We start from the raw sequence: 19,581 nt of genomic DNA on the forward strand, positions 1-19,581 counted from the left end.
CTCGGCGGCGACTTGCCGCCAAGCCTCATCGACGCCGGATCGCCTGCGCGTCAGGTGACGTCGTTGGCGATATCCTCCTCCTTGAGGGCCTCGCGCGGCTTGCCCATCAGAGCCGGCTGGAACAGCAACACCGCCGCGAGCGTGGTGACGAGCGAGAGCGCGAGCAGCTTGCCCATGCTCGCAGTGCCGGGATGACTGGACAGCCACAGGCTGCCGAACGCGGTCGCCGTGGTCAGCGCGCTGAAAAAGATCGCACGCGTCAGGCTCGACTGCAGCAGGTTCGTCCTGCCCTGCCGCCATGCCGTGACATAGTAGATCTTGAACGCGACGCCGACGCCGAGCAGCAGCGGCAGCGCGACGATGTTGGCGAAGTTGAGCGGCAGTCCGATCAGCACGCAGATCTCCAGCGTGACGATGCCGGCGACCAGGAGCGGCACCAGCGTCATCAGCACGTCGACGACGCGGCGCAGCGTCAGCCACAGCAACAGGCCGATCGTGACCAGCGCCAGGATGCCGGCGTGGATGAACGCATTCACGATGACATCGCCCGACTTCAGGATCGAGACCGGCCCGCCGATCGCGGTCGGCTCGGCGGCGAGCACGGCGTCGGCAAAGCGGCGCAGATTGTCGTTGTCGTTGGGATCGCCCTTCGGCTCGACCTCGACACGCATCAGGCCGTCCTTGGTCTTCCAGCTCGCGACCAGTTCCGGCGGCAGGTTCTGCAGCGTGACGGTCTGGGCCTGCAGCGTGTTGCGGAGCTGGTCGAACACGATCTTCATCGGCGCGACGAAGACGTCCTGCGCCTTGTCGCGGATGGACTGGTTCGAATCGGCCAGCTTCTGCAGGGCGTCGGCGAGCCGGCGCGCGGCAACCGCGCCCGCCCCCTTGCCGTCGCCCGCGGTCCTGCGCAGGCTGTCGACCGAGCTCTTCAGCGACTCGACATTCTCCTGATCCGACGGCGCCGGATCGACCGAGTCGGGGTTGAGCGCGGGGCCGAGCGTCTTGGCGGCCTGCGCGATCAGCTTCAGCTTGGCCGGCTGATCATTAGGCACGAAGCTTTCGAGCGACATCACGCGCGAGACTTCGGGCAGCTTCTCGAGCTTGGCCTCGATCTTCTTGGCGTCGGCCTCCGAGCGCGTCATCACGTTGATGGCGTTGGCGCCGGTGTTCGGATCGTTTCTCAGGTCGAGGAAGGTCGCGATCGATTCCGCGTGCTTGTTGCGCAGATTGATCGGGTTGAAGTCGAACTTCATGTAGTGCAGCAGCGGCAGGCCCGCGACCGTGACCAGGATCGTGCCGACGATGATCGGGACGCGATGCTTTTCGAGGAAGTGATCGAGCGGCGCCAGGAAGGCGTAGCCGACCGGCTCCTTCTCTCCAGGCGGATTGAGCAGATCGAGCAGCGCCGGCAGCACCGTGATGCTGGTGATGAAGGCCACCAGCATGCCGGCGCCGGCGATCTTGCCGAGTTCGGAGATGCCCTTGTAGTCGGTCGGCAGGAAGCACAGGAAGCCGGCCGCGGTCGCCATCGCCGCGAGCGACAGCGGCACCGCCGAGCGGCGCGCGGCGTTTTCCAGCGCCAGCGTCAGGTTATCGTTCTTGTAACGCTCGGAGCGGTAGCGGACGCTGAACTGGATGCCGAAGTCGACGCCGAGGCCAACGAACAGCACCGCGAAGGCGATCGAAAGCAGGTTCAGCGATCCGACCATCATCAGGCCGACCGCCGTGGTGAGGGCAAGACCGATGAACAGGTTCACGAACACCGCGAAGATGATCTTGCCGGAATGCAGCGCCAGCCAGAGGATGATCAGCACGATCACCACGGTGCCGATGCCGTTGCGGATCGCGCCGTCCTGCACGGTGGCGTATTCCTCGTTGGCGATCGGCACGGGTCCGGTCAGGCGGACGCGCGCATGATACTCGGTCGGGAATTTCAGGTCGGCCGCCGCCTGCCGGATCGCATCGGTTGCGTCCTTGCCCGGCTCCAGCGCCGAATAGTCGATGATCGGCTTGATCTCGATGAAGGCGCGCTTGTCCGAATCGGTCAGCGGCTTGTCGCTGGTAAGCTCACGCCAAGAGAAGGTCGCGTTGCCCTTGGCGAGGACGGTCTCGACGGTCTCGGAGATCAGGTTGAAGGGCGGAGCGGCGTTGTCGAGCTTGACCTGTCCGCGCTTGACGCCGGCAAGGCCGGTCTCGAGCGCACCGGTCAGTCCGCGAATTGAAGGGTCGCCGGCCATGATCTCGATCAGCGGCGCGGCCGCTTCGAGCTGGCCCGTGACCTTGCCGACCTCTTCGGTCGGCAGGAACAGCAAGCCGTTCTTCTCGAAGAATTCGCCGGAGCCGAGCGCGGTGATCGCCTCGAAGTTCTTCTTGTCGGCCTGCAGCTTCGCGGTGAGCGCCTTCGCGGCCGAGCTGGTCAGCTCGGGCGTCGCCGCCTCGACGACAGCCAGGATCAGCCGCTCGCGGTCGAAGGCTTCCTCGAACTGATTGTCACGCTTGCGCCAATCCAGATCCGGCGAGATCAGCTTGTTGATGTCGGTGTTGATCGAGAAGTTGCGAGCCGTGTAGAAGCCGGCGCCGATCGACAGCAGCACCGAGAGAATGACAACCGGAAGGGCAAAACGCGTACAGGTCCTAACAACGGAGACGACAATATTTGTCAGCACTTCGTTTCTTTCTAATCTCAGGGAAGCATGGCCGAAAACGCCCGCTCTGTAGCGGAGTTCCCGGGACCGATCTAATGTTGTTTTGTTACCTTCCTCGTCGAGATGGCGAGGAGGTTCCAAACCACAGGAACGGCCACGAGTCGCCGGTATAGACCGCAGGAGTGGGCGATAAAGTGACGAACAAGTGAGGGAGACGGACGGTCGCAGGACCCAAAATCCATACCATATTACCTCAATCCCCTCACTTGACTGGCTACTGATCCGCTCGAAGCGCTACCTTTTTGCCACAAATCCCTGTATTTCCACGCCCTTGAGGGCGCGGATCTCGTGCAGGACCTGAGATGGTGCGGACATTGCAACGGAAGTTGCGGCGTCCGACTGAGTGGAGTGCGTTGCCGAAAAGGCCGCAGGGCATGGAATGAGATTGGTGCAATTTGCGTAACGGACGACCTATGGAAGTGTTTCTTGCCCAGCCGCGCGGCTTTTGCGCGGGCGTTGTGCGCGCGATCGAAATCGTCGAACGCGCGCTGCAGAAGTATGGCCCGCCGGTCTACGTCCGCCACGAGATCGTTCACAACAAATACGTGGTCGAAAGCCTGAAGAAGAAGGGCGCGATCTTCGTCGAGGACCTGTCGGAAGTGCCGGCCAAGGCGGTGACCGTCTTCAGTGCCCATGGCGTCGCCAGGAGCGTCGAGGAGGAGGCGGAGGCCCGCGACCTGCCCGTGCTCAATGCCACCTGCCCGCTCGTCACCAAGGTCCACAACCAGGGCAAGCGCTATATCTCGAGGGGCCGTGCCCTGATCCTGATCGGGCATGCCGGCCATCCCGAGGTCGAGGGAACCATGGGGCAGGTTCCGGGGCCGGTCCTTTTGGTCCAGAGCGTTCAGGATGTGGCGGAATTGCGGCTGCCGACCGACGCCCCCGTCGCCTATATCACCCAGACCACCCTGTCCGTGGACGACACCAGGGACATCATTGCGGCCCTTCAGGCAAAATTTACAGATATTCAAGGCCCGGACATCAGGGATATCTGCTATGCGACACAGAACCGCCAATCTGCGGTAAGGGACCTGAGTAAGCTGGTGGACGTCATTTTGGTGGTGGGGGCCGCCAATAGTTCCAACTCGAACAGGCTTCGTGAGATCGGCACCGAGGTTGGTGTCGCGAGTTATCTCATTGCCGATGGGAGCGAGCTCAACCCGGATTGGCTGAAGGATGCGAAGGCCGTCGGCATTACGGCGGGTGCATCGGCACCTGAGGTTTTGGTCGACGATGTCATCGAGGCCCTGCGGCGCATCGGACCGGTGTCGGTCTCGGTCGTTCCGGGCCGAGAAGAGAATATCGAATTCCGGCTGCCGGCCGAACTGACTGCGGGCTGATCTGAACCCACTTCCCTTTGATAAGTGCAGAAAGAAAATCGTCTAATGGCTATACCGTTCTTCAAGGAAATGCGTATCGGCGGTTATCTGATCAAGCAGAAGCTGCTTGGCCGCAAACGCTATCCGCTCGTGCTGATGCTGGAACCGCTGTTCCGTTGCAACCTCGCCTGCGTTGGCTGCGGCAAGATCGATTATCCCGATGCGATCCTCAATCGCCGCATGACCGCGCAGGAATGCTGGGACGCGGCCGACGAATGCGGCGCGCCGATGGTGGCGATCCCGGGCGGCGAGCCGCTGATCCACAAGGAGATCGGCGAGATCGTGCGCGGCCTCGTGGCGCGCAAGAAGTTCGTCTCGCTGTGCACCAATGCGCTGCTGCTCGAGAAGAAGCTCGATCTGTTCGAGCCGTCGCCCTATTTGTTCTTCTCGGTGCATCTCGACGGCCTGAAGGACCATCACGACAAGGCGGTGTCGCAGAAGGGCGTGTTCGATCGCGCCGTCTCCGCGATCAAGGCGGCGAAGGCGCGCGGCTTCACGGTCAACGTCAACGCCACGATCTTCGACGGCCATCCGGCCGAGGAGATCGCCAAATTCCTCGACTTCACCACCGAGCTCGGCGTCGGCGTCTCGATGTCGCCGGGTTACGCCTATGAGCGTGCGCCCGATCAGGAGCACTTCCTCAACCGCACCAAGACCAAGAAGCTGTTCCGCGACGTCTTTGCGCTCGGCAAGGGCAAGAAGTGGAACTTCATGCATTCTGGCCTGTTCCTCGACTTCCTCGCCGGCAACCAGGAATACGAGTGCACGCCCTGGGGCATGCCGGCGCGCAACATCTTCGGCTGGCAGAAGCCCTGCTATCTGCTCGGTGAAGGCTACGCCAAGACCTTCAAGGAGCTGATGGACACCACCGATTGGGAGACCTACGGCACCGGCAAGTACGAGAAGTGCGCCGACTGTATGGCCCATTGCGGTTACGAGCCGACCGCGGCGACCGCTGCGATCAACAATCCGCTGAAGGCGATGTGGGTCGCGCTGCGCGGCATCAAGACCACGGGCCCGATGGCGCCGGAGATCGACATGACGAAGCAGCGTCCGGCGCAGTACATCTTCGCCGAGCAGGTCCAGAAGAAGCTCTCGGAGATTCGCCGCGACGAGGCGACTGCCGCCGCTGCGAAGCAGCAGCAGAAGGCTTCCACCGCCGCCTGATGCTCCATGTGAGCGGAGAGCAGAACGAACAAGGGCCTCGGTTCAGCGAACCGGGGCCCTTTTTCGTGGATCAGGATGCCGCCTGCTCTTGCCGGGTTCGGAGTAGCAGCTGTTCGATCTCGGCGGCGCGCGGAGCGCTGAGTGTGCCACGCTCGATCCCGAGCGGGACATTGCGGAGAGCCAGTTCGCGATACAACGCGCCCGAGGCGGGAAAGCGCTCGTCCAGGGCCCGCAGGTGCTTGACGATCGTTCCAACGTCGCCGCGCGCCACGCAGCCACCCATGCCGTTGGCGAGGCCGCCGTCGAGAACGGCCGCGACGGTGCCCCGCAGCAGCGGCATCATGGCGCGCAGCGCATCGGCCTCGCTGGCGCCAAAGCTCTTCCAGAGCTCGACGCCTTCCCTGAGCAGCGAGATCAGGAACGGACCGACATAGTAGGCCGAGGCATGATAGAGCGCCCGCACGCCGGCCGGCAGCGCCAATGGCTCGCAGCCGATGCTGGTGGCGAACCGTTCAAGGTCGTGCCGGAAGTCGCCTTCTGCCTCGATGCCGACAGTGCATCCGCGCAGCCCCTCGAGCGCGACGTCGGGATTTGCAAACATCTGCATTGGATGAAACCCGCCGGTCGCGGCGCCCGCGGAGCGCGCATGATCGAGCGCCGCCAGTTCGGTCGCGCCGCTGCAATGGACCACGCGGTGACGCGGCTCCCAGCTCAGACCGCGGCAGACCGGCAGGATCGCGTCGTCGCTTACCGTGAGGAAGACCATGTCGCAGTTGTCCACGACCTGCTGAGCGTCGGTCATCGGCCGTGCCGACGGGATGCGGGATCCGAGACGCCGCGCGGCATCGGGACCGCGGTTGTAGAAGGCTGCGACGTTCAAATCCGCGCGGGCGAACGCCGGCGCGAGCGTCTGGGCCACGCGGCCGGCACCGATGAAGCCGATCCGCAACGCCCGCGACGCGCTCATTGCGCATAGCTCCCGTCGATGCGGTCGAGCCTGCGCCGCAGCGCCGGCCATTCCAGCAATCCGTAACCGGCCTCCAGATTTTGCGCCGCTTCATTCAGCACCGGATTGGTGTCGCGCTCATTGTCCAGCGTGATCTCGGTGCCGGCAAAGCAGGTCACCGTGTTGCCGATCGCCAGTTCGCTCGGCGCGTGCAGCGGTCGGCCGCAGCCGAGCGCATCGACCTGGATCCGGCAGGCCTGCTCCAGCCAGTAGATCGCATTGAACGCCTGCGGAATGGTGTTGCCGCAGACCAGCAGGCCATGATTGCGCAACACCAGCACGTCGTTGCGGCCGAGATCGGCGACGACCCGGTCGCATTCGTCGCGGTCGATCGCCGGCCCCTCGAAGTCGTGATAGCCGATCCGCCCGTGAAACCGCATTGCCGTCTGCGACAGCGGAAGCAGTCCTTCGGCAAGCGTACTGACCGCAGTCCCTGCCCGGGTGTGGGTATGCAGGACGCATTTCACGTCGGGCCGTGCACGGTGGATCGGGGCATGCAGATAGAAGCCGGCCACGTTGACGTTGTAGCCGTGGTCGGGCTGCAGCAAGGTCCGGCCCTCGATGTCGATCTTGACGAGGCTCGACGCCGTGATCTCCTCATAGAGCATGCCGTACGGATTGATCAGATACCGATCGTCATGCCCCGGGACCTGCGCGCTGATGTGGTTGTAGATCAGGTCGGTCATTCCATAGAGCGCGACCAGGCGGTAGCACGCCGCGAGATCGACCCGCATCGCCCACTCCTCTTCTCCGACGATGGCCCTGACGTCGCTGACGGCACAAACTTCGGTCTGACGCATATGACTGGGACCCTTAGTGACGGATGACGGAGGCGCGTTCGACGACCTTGCCAAGGCCGTCCGACGACGGAAGCGTGCCGAACACATGCATCCCGTCCGCGCCAAGTCTGGATTGCGCGAAGAGATCGGCGGCGGTGGCATCGCCATGCCGCAACATCTCGGCCGCCTGCAACGCATGCGCCATGCGGGTGACCAGCGCCCGCGCATGCCCGTCGTCCGGATATCGTGCCAGCAAGCGATCCGCGAGATCGTCCATGTACCGGTCATAGACCGCATTGAGGCCCCTGCTCGCACGCAGTTCGTCGACGAACGCGTCCCGGCAATTTGCATCCCGTTGCATGGCGCGCAGCACATCCATGCACATCATGTTGGAGGTGCCTTCCCAGATCGAATTGAGCGGCGCCTCGCGATAGAGCCGCGCCATCGCATTCTCCATGATGAAGCCGTTGCCGCCATGCACCTGCAGGCACTCATAGGTGAAGGCCGGCGCACGCTGGCAATTCCAGAACTTCACCACGGGAGTGGCGACCCGCGCCAGCAGCCGCTCGTGGTCGCTCGTCTGCAGGCCGTCGGTCGCACGCGCGACGCGAAATGCGCCCAGCATCGCCGCCTCGCTCTCGAGTGCGAGGTCGGCGAGCACGTTGCGCTGCATCGGGAGCTCGGCCGTCGGCTTGCCGAACGCGGTTCGCGTTTGTGCATGGTTCAGTGCCAGGCTCAACGCCTGCCGCATCAGCCCGGCGGAGCCGACCGCGAAATCCAGCCGGGTCAAATGAGCATGCGAAAGGATCTCCGCGATGCCGCGGCCTTCCTCACCGACCAGGATCGACCACGTATCGTGGTACTCGATCTCGCTCGATGCGTTCGAGCGGTTGCCGCACTTGTCCTTCAGGCGCTGAATGTGGATGCGGTTGGCGCTGCCGTCCGGCAACAGGCGCGGCACGAACAGGCAACTGACGCCGGATTGGGTGCGCGCCAGCGTGTAGAATCCATCGGCGACCGGCACCGAGAAAAACCATTTGTGACCGCTGATCGCATAGATCTCGCCATGCGCGCCGCGCTCGACGAAGCGCGCGGCGGTCTGGGTCTCACGCAGATCGGAGCCACCCTGCTTCTCGGTCATCGCATAGCCGATCACCGCCGCACGCTTGACCTCGATCGGAAGCCGGCGCGGATCGTAGTCCGCCGCCAGCGTTCGTTCCCGCCACAGACTGAATTGCGGCTTGCCGGAAAACCCGGCGATCGCGGCGTACGCCATCCCGGTCGGACAACCGACACCGTTCTCGATCTGATTCCAGAGATAGCTCAGCGCCGCGCGCGCCAGATGGCCATGTGGCTCGGACGTCGACCAGGCCAGGCTATGGACCTCGCTCTGGAACGCCAGCGCCATCAATTGATGCCATGCCGGATGAAACTCGACCCAATCATTGCGATTGCCATACCGGTCATGGGTCAAGAGCTTCGGCTCGTGCTCATTGGCAAGCCGCGCGGCCTCCTGCACAGCTTCGCTGCCGGCATGGGCCCCGAGCGCCGAAAGCCTGTCCTTCGCCCATGGCACCATCCTTGCGATCAGATCGCTCAACGCGCGGTCGTCATCGAACGCGTTGAAGCCTGTGGCTAGCCGCGCCTGATTGCGGACTTCATGAGAAGCGAACGCACTGGTTTTCGCTTCCGCGACGGCAACCGGCTGGACACGCGCATTCATGCGGAAACTCTCGATACAGGGGTCAATTCAGGCGCGGGATGGCGAAACAGCATGCGCGCGGAAAGCCCCGCGATCGTCTGAGCGATCGCCTTTGCCGCGTCGGAGTCCGGGGCTGCTTCGGGCGCCAGCGGACCAACCAGCGCCTCCATGAAGGCGCCGGCCACGCAGGATGCCGCGACATTCGCATCGATATCGACGAACTCGCCGTTGGCGATGCCGCGCCGAACCAGCCTTGCGATCTGGTCGGCCAAGGCCGCCCGGTATTTCAGGCGCGCCGCGTCGATCTCGGGCTCACAGGGTTCGGCGATCAACGCATAGGCCAGACGGCGGCCGCGCATCGCCCGGACCGAGAAGGTGTAGATCGCGTCCACCAGACACTGGGACGCGGATCCCTCCGCCTCGACGATCGCGGCGACAACGGCCACCTCGCGCTCGGAAACCAGGGCGAGCACCTGCGCGTAGAGGTCCGCCTTCGAGTCGAAGTAACGATACACGCTGCCCGTGGCCACGCCGGCCCGTGAGGCGATCAGGGCGATCTGGGCGTCCTTCCACCCACTCAGCGCCACGGCGTCCCTGGCGGCATCCAGAATGCGGGCCTTGGTCTCGACGAGTTGGTTGAGGCGAACCGCCGCGATTGCCATCGTGAACCTTAATTCATGAATACAGGATCATAATTCATATTCGGTCGAATGGCGGTATCTGTCAAGCAGCCACGGGGGGGCGGCCCGAGGTCGCAGGACGGCGCACCCCGCCCGCGGACGCTGCACCTCGGCTTGCAGGACCAATGATCGTCGGAGACTTGCCGTGCCACGCGCATGCAGGAACAGGCCTCGGCGTCACCCGCAAGCCGGCAAATGCACGCCCGGCAAATCGCCCGCTGAACGCCCAGAACCCGGACCGGCGTGACATCGAACCAAACCATCAGGCACCAAAGCAAAAGGCCCGATCGCGATGCGATCGGGCCTTTATTTTGGGCTTGATTGTTTTGAGTCTGGTGCGGCGCCGTCCCGGCCCGGGACAGCTGGATCAGGCCGCCTTCGCCACCAGGACGTCGTCCACCGGCATCAGCACGTCGCTGCCGAGCAGGAAGCCGCGGCAGCTGCGCAGCGAGCGCAGCGCGCGATTGAAATCGATTCCGGTCGACACCAGCGCCCGCAGCGTCCGCGGATTGCGCACGATGCCGCGCAGCACCTTGCGCAGGTCGATGTCGCCGTTCGGCTTCACCGCGGATTTCGCAAGCTCGGGCAGCGCCCGGTGCGCGGGATCGCTGATCACGCGCAGCGCGGCGAACGGAACGCCCGCCTTGGCGGCATAGGCTGCCGCGATGTGGCTTTCCATGTCGACTGCGGCTGCGCCCGTCATCGAGCGCAGGGCGGCCTTGCAGGCCTTCGCCGCGATCACCTGTTCGACGCCGGCAAGCCCGCCGCGGACGATCCGGCGGCGCTTCAGCGCGGCGCTCGCGATCATCTCTTCGTTCAGGGCGGATGCGGCCAGGAAACGGGTATCGCCGGACATCACTTCGGTCGCGACCACGACGTCGCCCGACTTCAGCGACGGATCGAGCCCGCCGGCCACGCCGAACGAAATCACGCCACGGAAGCTCGTCGGATCCAGCGTCGCCAGCAATTCACGCAGCTGCTGCGGATCGCTCGAGCTGCAGATCACGATCATGCCGGGACCGGCTGCGATGCGGGCCTCCTGCACCAATCCAGTCACAATCAATACCGGCCGAGGATCAATTCTACTGCCCACGGTCTCGGCGGCCCCCGCCTCAACAATCACATCCCGACCCCTACCACCCTGCTATTGGTGCTTCTCAAATTCCGATACCGCGCCAGCGCCCAGAGCGGAAAGAACTTCGAGTAGCCATGATATCGCAAGTAAAATACCCGCGGAAACCCCGTAGCTGTGTATCGCTGCTCGTCCCACAGCCCTTTTTCCGTCTGTGTTGCCTTTAGGTACTCCACCCCCCGCGCAACGGCGGGATTTTCGACCTCTCCGGCCGCCATCAATCCAAGCAAGGCCCATGCCGTTTGCGAGGAGGTCGACGGCGCAACTTCATAACCCTTGTAATCCAGCCGGTAACTGACGGCGTCCTCGCCCCAGCCGCCGTCCTGATTCTGGACTGACGCCAGCCAATCGACCGCTTTCCGAATCATCGGGTCGTTGCGATCGACCCCTGCGACATTTAGCGCGGAGAGCACCGACCAGGTGCCGTAGACGTAATTCAGGCCCCAGCGGCCGTACCAGGAGCCCTCGGCCAGCTGGGTGCGGCGCAGATAGGCAACGCCGTCGGCCATCGCCTTGTTGCTCTCCGCGGTCTCGCCGAGCTGGCCCAGCATCGAGATGCAGCGCGCCGTGACATCCTCGGTCGGCGGATCGAGCAAGGCGCCGTGATCGGAGAACGGGATGTTGTTGAGGTAATATTCGAGGTTGTTGGCGTCGAACGCCGCCCAGCCGCCGTCGCGGCTCTGCAGCCCCTCGATCCACTCGCGGCCGCGCGCGATCGCCTCGTCATATTCCCTGGTTCCGCTATGACGCCGCACGCGGTCCATCGCCATCACGACCACGGCGGTGTCGTCGAGATCGGGATAGTGATCGTTGTTGTACTGGAACGCCCAGCCGCCGGGGCGGACATCCGGCGCTTTGACCGCCCAGTCGCCCTTCAGCTCCAGCACCTGGCGCGGCTTCAGCCAGTCGAGGCCCTGCTTGGCCTTGGCGAGCGTATCCTCGCCGCCCGCTTCCTGCAGCGCATGACAGGTCAGCGCGGTGTCCCACACCGGCGAGACGCAGGGCTGGCAATAGGCCTCGTCGTCGCGGATCACGAGCAGCTTGTCGATGCCGCGGCGGGTGACGGCGCGCGGCGGGAAATCCTCGTCCTTGCCGAGAGCCTCATACATCATGACGATGTTGGCCATCGGCGGATAGATCGCGCCCATGCCGTCTTCGCCGTTCAACCGCTCTTCGGTGAAGGCGAGCGCGGCGTCGATCGCGCGCTGGCGCAGGCGCTTCGGAAACATCGGCTCGATCACGCGCAGCACGGCGTCGAGCGAGCGGAACAGATAGAACCAGCTCGCGCTCTGATGCGGCGCCTTCGGCGCCATGCGGACTGATCTCGGATCCTCCAGGAACAGTTCGTCGATGCCGACGCCCTTCGGATTCTTGGCGCGCGGCTTCAGCGCGGCGAGCACCATCAGCGGCACCATGGTGGTGCGCGCCCAGTAGGAGATCTTGTTGATGTGGAACGGCGACCACATCGGCAGCAGCATGATCTCGATCGGCAGCACCGGCGTCGCGCGCCAGGTCACGACGCCATAGAGCGCGAGCAGGAAGCGCGTGAACACGTTGCTGCCCGAGGCTCCGCCGCGCGAACGGATCGCCTCGCGCGCCCGCACCATGTGCGGCGCGTCGACGGAATCGCCGATCATCTTCAGCGCGAAGTACGACTTCACGCTGGCGCTCATGTCGAACGGGCCGTCATGCACCAGCGGCCAGCCGCCATGCGCGCCCTGGACGCGGCGCAGATAGTTGCCGAGCTTGGCCTCGAGCGCGGCGTCGACGGGCTCGGCCAGATAGTGACGCAGCAGGATGTACTCGGCCGGAATGGTGCTGTCGGCCTCGAGCTCGAATATCCAGTGCCCGTCGGACTGGCGATAGCCGAGCAGCGCTTCGGTTGCCTTGGAGATGCTCTTCTCCAGCGCGACCGGATCGACTGCGACGCTGTGATTTCTCGAAAGCATTTCGCTCGATATCCTCTTCATTGCGGACCGGCTGATCGAAAGCCGCGGCCCGCTCCAGAGCATGGTCCGATTGCATCGGATCACGCTCTTGTCCGTTTGTTTGGTCGCGTTTTCTTCACGCGAACCGGTAACCACCTCGCTCGAAAACGCTCCAACAGGTCGAATCTAACGCCTGGCCAGAACCAGATCTGCGGCGCGATCACCCGACCGCACCGACCCCTCGATGGTTGCCGGCAACCCGGTAGCAGTCCAGTCGCCGGCAAGGAACAGGTTTTTTTGCGCCGTCGCGGGCCCCGGACGCAGGGCGTTCTGCTCCGGCGTCGCCTCAAATGTGGCGCGGCGCTCGCGCACGATCTGCCACGGCGGCAGGTCGCCGGAAACGCCGGATGCCTTGCAGATGTCCCTCCAGATCGCCTGCGCGAGCTCCTCGCGCGGCATGTCGACCAGGCGGTCGCCGTTGCTGATCGTCACCGAAAGCCGCTGCGGGAACGCGAACAGCCACTCCACGAGGCCGCCGACCACGCCGACAATGGGCGCAGCGTCGCGCGGCGGATCGACGCGGAAATGCGCGTTCACGATGGCGCGGAATCTGGTCGGGGTTTTCAGGCCGGGCAGCAGGGTTGCGGCCGCGCGCGGCGGCACCGCGAGCACCACGGCATCGTCGGCCGCCAGCGCGATCTTGTCGCCACCGCCGAAGTCGAGCTCACCGATGCGATCACCCGACATGCCAAGCGTACGCAATTCGTGACTGAACTGGACGCTGTGGCCCCGCTCCTGCAACAGCTTCACGGCCGGCTCGATCAGCACCGAGCTCAGGCCGTCGCGCGCGATCAGCGGACGGCAGGCCTGCCCGCCGGCGAGCAGCGTCTCGCGCACGATGGCGCCGGCAAGCCCGGCCGAGCCCTCCGGCGGATCGACGTTCAACGCGGCGAGCAGCAGCGGCTGCACCAGGCGGTCATACAGCGTGCCCTTGCAGGGAATGGTGTTGCCGACCAGCGCCTCGGTGCCGGCCCAGGCCAGCGGCGCCAATGCGAGATAATCGCGCAAGGTCGTGTCGGGGACGCGGCGCGCCTCGTCGAACACCCACAGCGGCAGGCGGGAATCGCCGAGATCGAGCTGCCAGCGCTGGCCGGTGGCCAGATCGACGAACGGAAACTGCGCGCGCGCAGGTCCCACGAGGCCGGCCTCGGTGCCGATCGAACGCGCGTAGCTTAGCGCGTGGCGGTTGCCCGACAGCAGCAGATGGTTGCCGTTGTCGATGGTGAGATTGGTGGCGGCGTCGAAATAGGAGCGGCAGCGGCCGCCGGCCTGCTGCGTCGCCTCGTGGACGGCAACCTTGTAGCCGCCATTGGCGAGCCGCACGGCCGCGGAGAGGCCGGAAATACCGGCACCGATGATATGAACGGTCTTTTGCATCAGATGATCGCGTAACGAAGAAGAATGCCGATCTTGGCTGCCTTGGACACACGCACCGGCTCACGCGGAGCGGCGAAGCCTCGCGCGATCAGGAGATCGAGGATCGCGCGGTAGTATTTCGACATGATCCGCGGCGCGCGCACGGCGCGGCGCGAATTGCGCTTCATGATCTCGTCGGACTTCTGGAAGTGCATCTTGGCGCGCTCGGCAAGCGGCGCGCATACTTTCGGCAGCGCGCGGTCGGCGGTGACGCGGGCCGGATCATTGTTGGTGATGCCGGCGTGCCAGAGCCATTCGCGCGGCAGATAGAGCCGGCCGAGACCGGCATCCTCGTCGATGTCGCGCAGGATGTTGGTGAGCTGCAGCGCGCGGCCGAGATGGTAGGCGAGCTGGATGCCGTCCTCCTCGGGCAGGCCGAACACGCGCACCGACAGCCGGCCGACCGCGCTCGCGACGCGATCGCAATACAAATCGAGCGTCGCAAGATCGGGCGCGCGGATGTCCTGCGGCACGTCCATCTCCATGCCGTCGACGATCGCGACGAAATCCTCGCGCTTCAGGCCGAAGGCCTTCACCGACGCGACATAGTCCCTCAGCCGCTCCGGCGGATGCCCCGCATAGAGCGCATCGATATCTTCGCGCCACCGCTGCAAGGCGGCCAGGCGCTCCGGCCGCGGACCGTCGGAATCGGCGATGTCGTCGACCTGCCGGCAGAAGCTGTAGATCTGGAACATCGCCTCGCGCTGCGCGTGCGGCAGGATGCGCATCGCGGCATAGAACGAGCTGCCCGACGCGGTGCTTCCATAATTTGCGTTGGCCGCCGCCTCAGCACTCATGCCCCTGCCGCCGTCTTGGAGACCGCCCGCCGTCCGATCGCCCGCCGCGCGGTTTCGCCGGCGACGCCGCCGAGGCTCTGCAGCAGCAATTCGACCGGGCTCAGATGCACGCGCTCGCTGAGCGGATCGCGCACCTTAAGCAGGTTGACGATCTTGTCGGCAAACGCCTGGATCACCGATATCTCGAGCCCGAGCCGGAAATCCTTCACTTCGGCGGCGAGCGACTTGCTCTGGTCGAGCAGCGCCGCGGTGCGCAGCGCCAGCGCCTGCAGGCATTTGAGCAGGGCCGGCTGCGACTTCGCCTCGCCGAGCATCTCGACGGTCGCACCCGTAGCGGCCAGCGCATCGCGCGGCAGATAGACGCGGTTCAGGTTGCGGTAGTCCTTGCCGCAATCCTGGAGATGATTGTTGATCTGCAGGCCAGCGCAGAGCGCATCCGACGCTGCCCAGGTCGAGGTGTCCTCGCCATGGACGTCGAGCATGAAGCGCCCGACAGGCATCGCCGAGTACCGGCAATAGTCGATCACGTCCTCCCAGTTCTCGTAACGCAACTTGGTGACGTCGAGGCGGAACGCTACCAGCACGTCGAGTGCGTGCCGCGGCGGCATGCCGCGCTCGGCAAAGGCGCGGCGCAGGCTGACGGCCTCCTTCTGGCTATCGCCATTGCCGAGCAGCTCGGCCTCCATGAGGTCGAGATAGCGCAGCTTCTCTTCGGCGGGCAGCGTGGCGTGATCGGCGATATCGTCGGCGGTGCGGACGAAATTATAGAAGGCCAGGATCAGGGCACGATGCCGCGGATGAATGATCCACGACGCGACCGGAAAATTCTCGTCGCGGTGGGTCTTTCCGGATCGCAGGTCGCTCGCGGTGGTCATGGGAAATTTGGGCTACACTGGTCATGGCACGACGCAGGCGCGGACGGTCAGGCGCATGCGGGGGATTTGCGAGCCCCATATAGGGGAATACGCCACCAAAACCAATGCTATCTGTGACCGCCAGCATATGTAACCGCGGCCGGCATGGCTGCCAGCCGCGGCATTGATAGCGGTCCCTTGAGACCTGAATTCGGTCTTATTGGCCGTGGGTCTTCAGCACCTGGTCGCAGGCGGCGCTGATCTTGCTGCGGTTCTGCTGCAGGCAGGCGAGGATGGTGAAGTCGCCCTGATCGATCACGGCGCGGCAGTGACGCTGCACGTCGCGCGTGCAGGCCTTCTGCTCATCGGGCGTACCGCGCCCTTGCTGCTGGGCGAAGGCGCTAGACGAGAGCGGGATCGACAACAGGGCAACAGCCAGGAGAAATTTACGCATCGTATTCCTTCATTTCCGACAGCAGAAAATCTGTTCCCGAAACGCGTTTCGGCATGGCCGGGACGGATTTTGGGGATTGCAGACGCCACGTAACGCGGCAACGGATTGACGACAAGCACTGCTAAATGCGGCTAAATTTGCGGCGCTGTAAACCCCCGATTAAGCCATTGATTTAACACAAGGATTCATGCCATCACTTTGTCGCGTTTGGGTATTGCGGATCATACTCGCGCAAAGCTACATGCCATCATGAGGCCAATGGTTTCTGATTCTGTTCGATGACAACTGGGCTCGCGCACGCCGCTTCTGTCGTTTGAACCTAACATTCTTGGGTGACACTAAACCTTCGATGCGGCGAGACGCTTTCTTGCGAAAGAAGCGTTGATTTTGATGGGAAAATTCACAATGAAACTGTTTGGTTCCAGCCTTTATGGTCAGGCCCTCAGAGCCGTGGGCGTCGGCGCCGCACTGATGCTGTCGGCCTCCGCGGTCCATGCCCAGGCCAACGGTCCGTTTGCCGGTTTTGCCGGCTCGTGGACCGGAACGGGCACGGTGGCGTTGTCCAACGGCACGACCGAACGGATTCGTTGCAAGGCGGATTACAAGGTCGCGCCATCGGGCATGAACCTGAAGCAGTCGCTGCATTGCGCCAGCGACAGCTACAAGTTCGACCTCTCCAGCGACGTCACCAGCCAGGGCGACCGGATCTCCGGCAACTGGAGCGAGGCAAGCCGCAACATCTTCGGTAATTTGCAGGGCACCGCAGGCGGCGGGCGGATCGACGTGTTCGTCGAGGCCTCCGGCTTTGCCGCCAACCTGAACCTGCAGACCAACGGCTCCAAGCAGGTCGTGCAGATCGATTCCAAGGGTGAGATCCGCGGCGTCACGATCACGATGACGAAGACCTGACGTTCCCGACCGATTTCGCCGGCCAATAAAAAGGCCCGGTTCCGAACGCCCCGGAACCGGGCCTTTTATTTTCGATCAATCAAGCCTTCTCGATCGGCGCCGGTTGCCCGCCCTTGCCGCGCAGCTTTTGCGACAGGTTGATCAGGAACATTGAGGTCGGCCGCAGGATGAAGAGGTCCGCGACCAGGGCCGCGACCATCGAGAACGCGCTGAGCCAGCCGAACAGCCGCAGCGACGGCAGGTCGGAGAACACGGTGACGACGAGGCCGCAGGCCAGCACCACCGTGGTCAGGATCAGCGCGGGACCGACCAGCACCGTGGCGCGCTCCACCGCAAGCTCCGGCGTGACACCGGGCTTGGTCTCCAGCCGCAGGCGATTGAGGAAGTGGATGGTGGCGCTGAGGCCGAGGCCGAACGACACGGTCAATGCCACCACGCTGGCGAATTGCAGCCCCTCCCCGAGCAGCCACAGCACCGTGCCTGACAGCACCACCGGGAAGATGCCGGGCAGGATGCAGGAGAACATCACCACGACCGAGCGGAACGCGAGCCCGATGAAGATCGCGACCAGCGCGAACTCCACGGTGAGGCCGCGGTTGAGCTTCTCGATCATGTTGGCGCTGTTGCGCGCGGCAATCACCGACAGGCCGGTGACCGCGATCTCGTAGCCGGGATGCTCGGCGCGCACCTTGTCCAGCGAATGATCGAGCTTGTTGACCACCGGAAGCAGCTGGCTCGAATCGAGATCCGGGACACGGCCCGACACCACGACGGCATCCTGATCCTTCGAGATGAAGCGGCGCACGAGATGCTCGGGAATCACGCTGACATATTCCTTCAGCGTGGCGACATCGTTGCTGCCGGCCTTCTCGGCGAGCCAGCGCCGCAGGGTTTCCAGCGACCAGACGTTGCCGACGCCGGCGCTGTCCTCGACCATCGCATGAACGTCGGCGATCGTCTTCAGCGTCTCCGGCGAGTAGAGCGATTGGCCCTTGGGAAATTCGATCAGCACATCGACCGGATTGGCGCCGGTCAGCTTGGCGTCGAGCCGGCTCGACGCCTCCACCGCCTGCCGCTTGTCCGGCACCTGGTCGGCGAGCCGGTAACGCGGCTCGAGATTGGCGTAGATGATGCCGAGGCCGCCGACGACGATCAGCGCAAGCAGGCTGAACAACCCGGGACGGCCGACCATCCGCACCGCGATCCAGTAGCAGAAATTGCGCAGCGCTTGCACGCCGGCGTCCGCACTCTGGAACTTGACCGCGAAGACCTTCTCGTTGCGCACCAGCAGGATGCCGAACACCGGCACCAGCGAGAGCACCGCGACCAGCGCGATGATGGTCGCCGCAAGCCCGGCCTCGCCGAACTTGCGGATCAGGTCGGAATCCGAGAACTGTAGCGCAATGAAGGAAATGCCCGCCGTACCGTGCGTCAGCACGCAGGCCGGGCCGACCACCAGCACCGCGTTCTTGAACGCGGTGAACTTGTCCTGGCCCGCGATCAGCCGGTCGCGTGCCGCGAATGTCAGCTGCATCGAGTCGGAGAAGCTGATCACCATGATGAGCGGCGTCATCACGTTGAGGAACATGTTGAGATTGAAATTGGCCCAGCCGAGGCCGCCAAGCGCGAGCAGGATCGCGATCATCGGCGGGAACGCCGCCGCCACCATGAAGGATATCTTGCGGAAGAAGATGATGGCGATGACGCAGCCGGCGAGGATGCCGAGGATGTTGTAGGTCAGGCCGTCGCGCTCGACCGCATTGCGGATCTCGAGCTGCATGACCGGCACGCCGGACAGCTGGGCATTGAGCCCGCTGCCGCTGAGATCGTCGGCCATGATCTTCCTGATGTCGCCGACCACCTTGCTGAGCTTGTTGCTGCCGACCACCTCCGGCTCGAGCGACAGCACGACCAGCGCGAGCGTGCCGTCCTCCGACAACAGCTTGCCGCGGATGATCTCGTTGCTTTTGACGGTCTCGACGAACTTGTCGTAGGCCGCGCCCTCGGGGAGTTCATTCGGGAATAGCGCCGCCGGCAGCTTGCCGGGCTCCGGCGCCTGGCGTGCCGAGAACAGCGACACCAAGCCGCGCACGCCCTCGACGAGCTGCAGGTCTGTGACCATGTCACGGAGCTTGCCGAGATTGTCGCGTTCGAGCAGCGTCTTGCCTTCGACCACGACGAGGACGTCGAACTCGGTCGCCGGGAAGCGCTTGGTCACCGCCTCATATTGCTTGTAGTCCTTGGATTCGGAACGGAACAGCTGCGACAGCGAATCGTCGATCTTGATCCGATGCACGCCGAACACCGCACCGATCAGCAACAGGACGAGCACGATGCAGGACAGGATCGGCGCCCGCATCGGGATCAGGCCGAGACGCTCGATCCCGAACGCGATGCTGGGGCCCGTCCGCGGTTCTTCGACCTTCTCGACGTGGACCTGACTTTCGGAGTTCTTTTCGAGCATGCCCTGTCCAGTTCTGAAAACGGCTCAATCTGTCTAGCTTGGGTCGAGGGGCGCGAATGAGGCGGGTGAGCGCGGCTTATCGGCGCTAGTCCTTGAAAACACGCGAATATTGACCGGCGCGTGTTTTACCTGTCTGCACCTTTGCTCGC

General features: G+C 64.3%; 15 protein-coding genes. 3 read left to right on the forward strand and 12 right to left on the reverse strand.

Annotated features, from left to right (window positions below; all coding sequences use genetic code 11):
- Positions 1-50 precede the first annotated feature (50 nt).
- Entirely contained in the window at positions 51-2,666 is a 2,616-nt protein-coding gene (locus tag AAFG07_RS28555; RefSeq protein WP_342723122.1) for an MMPL family transporter, read from the reverse strand.
- 452 nt (positions 2,667-3,118) lie between these two features.
- Between AAFG07_RS28555 and ispH the strand changes: the two genes are divergently transcribed.
- Both ispH and hpnH read left to right on the forward strand, forming a co-directional pair.
- Positions 3,119-4,045 carry a 4-hydroxy-3-methylbut-2-enyl diphosphate reductase gene (gene ispH, locus AAFG07_RS28560; RefSeq protein WP_092125121.1) on the forward strand — a complete coding sequence of 309 codons (927 nt, stop codon included), beginning with the start codon at positions 3,119-3,121 and terminating at the stop codon, positions 4,043-4,045.
- Positions 4,046-4,090: 45 nt separating this feature from the next.
- On the forward strand, positions 4,091-5,251 hold the full coding sequence (gene hpnH, locus AAFG07_RS28565) for an adenosyl-hopene transferase HpnH (RefSeq protein WP_342723123.1): 1,161 nt from the start codon (positions 4,091-4,093) through the stop codon (positions 5,249-5,251).
- 70 nt (positions 5,252-5,321) lie between these two features.
- Here hpnH and AAFG07_RS28570 read toward each other — a convergent pair whose 3' ends face one another.
- The 10 genes from AAFG07_RS28570 to AAFG07_RS28615 form a co-directional block, all read right to left on the reverse strand.
- Positions 5,322-6,218 carry a DUF2520 domain-containing protein gene (locus AAFG07_RS28570; protein WP_342723124.1) on the reverse strand — a complete coding sequence of 299 codons (897 nt, stop codon included), beginning with the start codon at positions 6,216-6,218 and terminating at the stop codon, positions 5,322-5,324.
- Complete coding sequence (locus AAFG07_RS28575) at positions 6,215-7,057, reverse strand: class II aldolase/adducin family protein (RefSeq protein ID WP_342723125.1); 843 nt, start codon at positions 7,055-7,057, stop codon at positions 6,215-6,217. Before AAFG07_RS28575 ends, AAFG07_RS28570 begins: the two co-directional genes overlap by 4 nt.
- Before the next feature lie 13 nt (positions 7,058-7,070).
- Positions 7,071-8,759 carry an acyl-CoA dehydrogenase family protein gene (locus AAFG07_RS28580; protein ID WP_342723126.1) on the reverse strand — a complete coding sequence of 563 codons (1,689 nt, stop codon included), beginning with the start codon at positions 8,757-8,759 and terminating at the stop codon, positions 7,071-7,073.
- Positions 8,756-9,400 (reverse strand): TetR/AcrR family transcriptional regulator, encoded by a 645-nt coding sequence (locus AAFG07_RS28585; protein WP_342723127.1) that lies wholly within the window; start codon positions 9,398-9,400, stop codon positions 8,756-8,758. The genes AAFG07_RS28580 and AAFG07_RS28585 overlap by 4 nt, the downstream gene beginning before the upstream one ends.
- A gap of 385 nt (positions 9,401-9,785) precedes the next feature.
- The gene (locus AAFG07_RS28590; protein ID WP_234600295.1) at positions 9,786-10,466 is read right to left on the reverse strand and encodes a phosphorylase; all 681 of its coding nucleotides are present in this window, start codon (positions 10,464-10,466) and stop codon (positions 9,786-9,788) included.
- A gap of 71 nt (positions 10,467-10,537) precedes the next feature.
- The gene (shc, locus tag AAFG07_RS28595) at positions 10,538-12,499 is read right to left on the reverse strand and encodes a squalene--hopene cyclase (RefSeq protein ID WP_342723128.1); all 1,962 of its coding nucleotides are present in this window, start codon (positions 12,497-12,499) and stop codon (positions 10,538-10,540) included.
- A 165-nt stretch (positions 12,500-12,664) separates the two neighbouring features.
- Positions 12,665-13,915 carry a hydroxysqualene dehydroxylase HpnE gene (gene hpnE / locus AAFG07_RS28600; RefSeq protein ID WP_342723129.1) on the reverse strand — a complete coding sequence of 417 codons (1,251 nt, stop codon included), beginning with the start codon at positions 13,913-13,915 and terminating at the stop codon, positions 12,665-12,667.
- Positions 13,915-14,751: a presqualene diphosphate synthase HpnD gene (hpnD, locus tag AAFG07_RS28605; protein ID WP_342723130.1), complete on the reverse strand. Its 837-nt coding sequence runs from the start codon at positions 14,749-14,751 to the stop codon at positions 13,915-13,917. The genes hpnE and hpnD overlap by 1 nt, the downstream gene beginning before the upstream one ends.
- Complete coding sequence (hpnC, locus tag AAFG07_RS28610; protein ID WP_342723131.1) at positions 14,748-15,626, reverse strand: squalene synthase HpnC; 879 nt, start codon at positions 15,624-15,626, stop codon at positions 14,748-14,750. The genes hpnD and hpnC overlap by 4 nt, the downstream gene beginning before the upstream one ends.
- A gap of 196 nt (positions 15,627-15,822) precedes the next feature.
- A complete protein-coding gene (locus AAFG07_RS28615; RefSeq protein WP_024579436.1) occupies positions 15,823-16,059 on the reverse strand; it encodes a hypothetical protein in 237 nt (78 codons plus the stop codon).
- Positions 16,060-16,464: 405 nt separating this feature from the next.
- Here AAFG07_RS28615 and AAFG07_RS28620 point away from each other — a divergent pair, with 405 nt between their 5' ends.
- Entirely contained in the window at positions 16,465-16,968 is a 504-nt protein-coding gene (locus AAFG07_RS28620; RefSeq protein WP_207836402.1) for a hypothetical protein, read from the forward strand.
- A gap of 79 nt (positions 16,969-17,047) precedes the next feature.
- Here AAFG07_RS28620 and AAFG07_RS28625 read toward each other — a convergent pair whose 3' ends face one another.
- A complete protein-coding gene (locus AAFG07_RS28625; RefSeq protein WP_342723133.1) occupies positions 17,048-19,432 on the reverse strand; it encodes an MMPL family transporter in 2,385 nt (794 codons plus the stop codon).
- Between the last annotated feature and the right edge of the window lie 149 nt (positions 19,433-19,581).

Source organism: Bradyrhizobium sp. B097, assembly GCF_038957035.1.
Classification (GTDB): Bacteria; Pseudomonadota; Alphaproteobacteria; order Rhizobiales; family Xanthobacteraceae; genus Bradyrhizobium.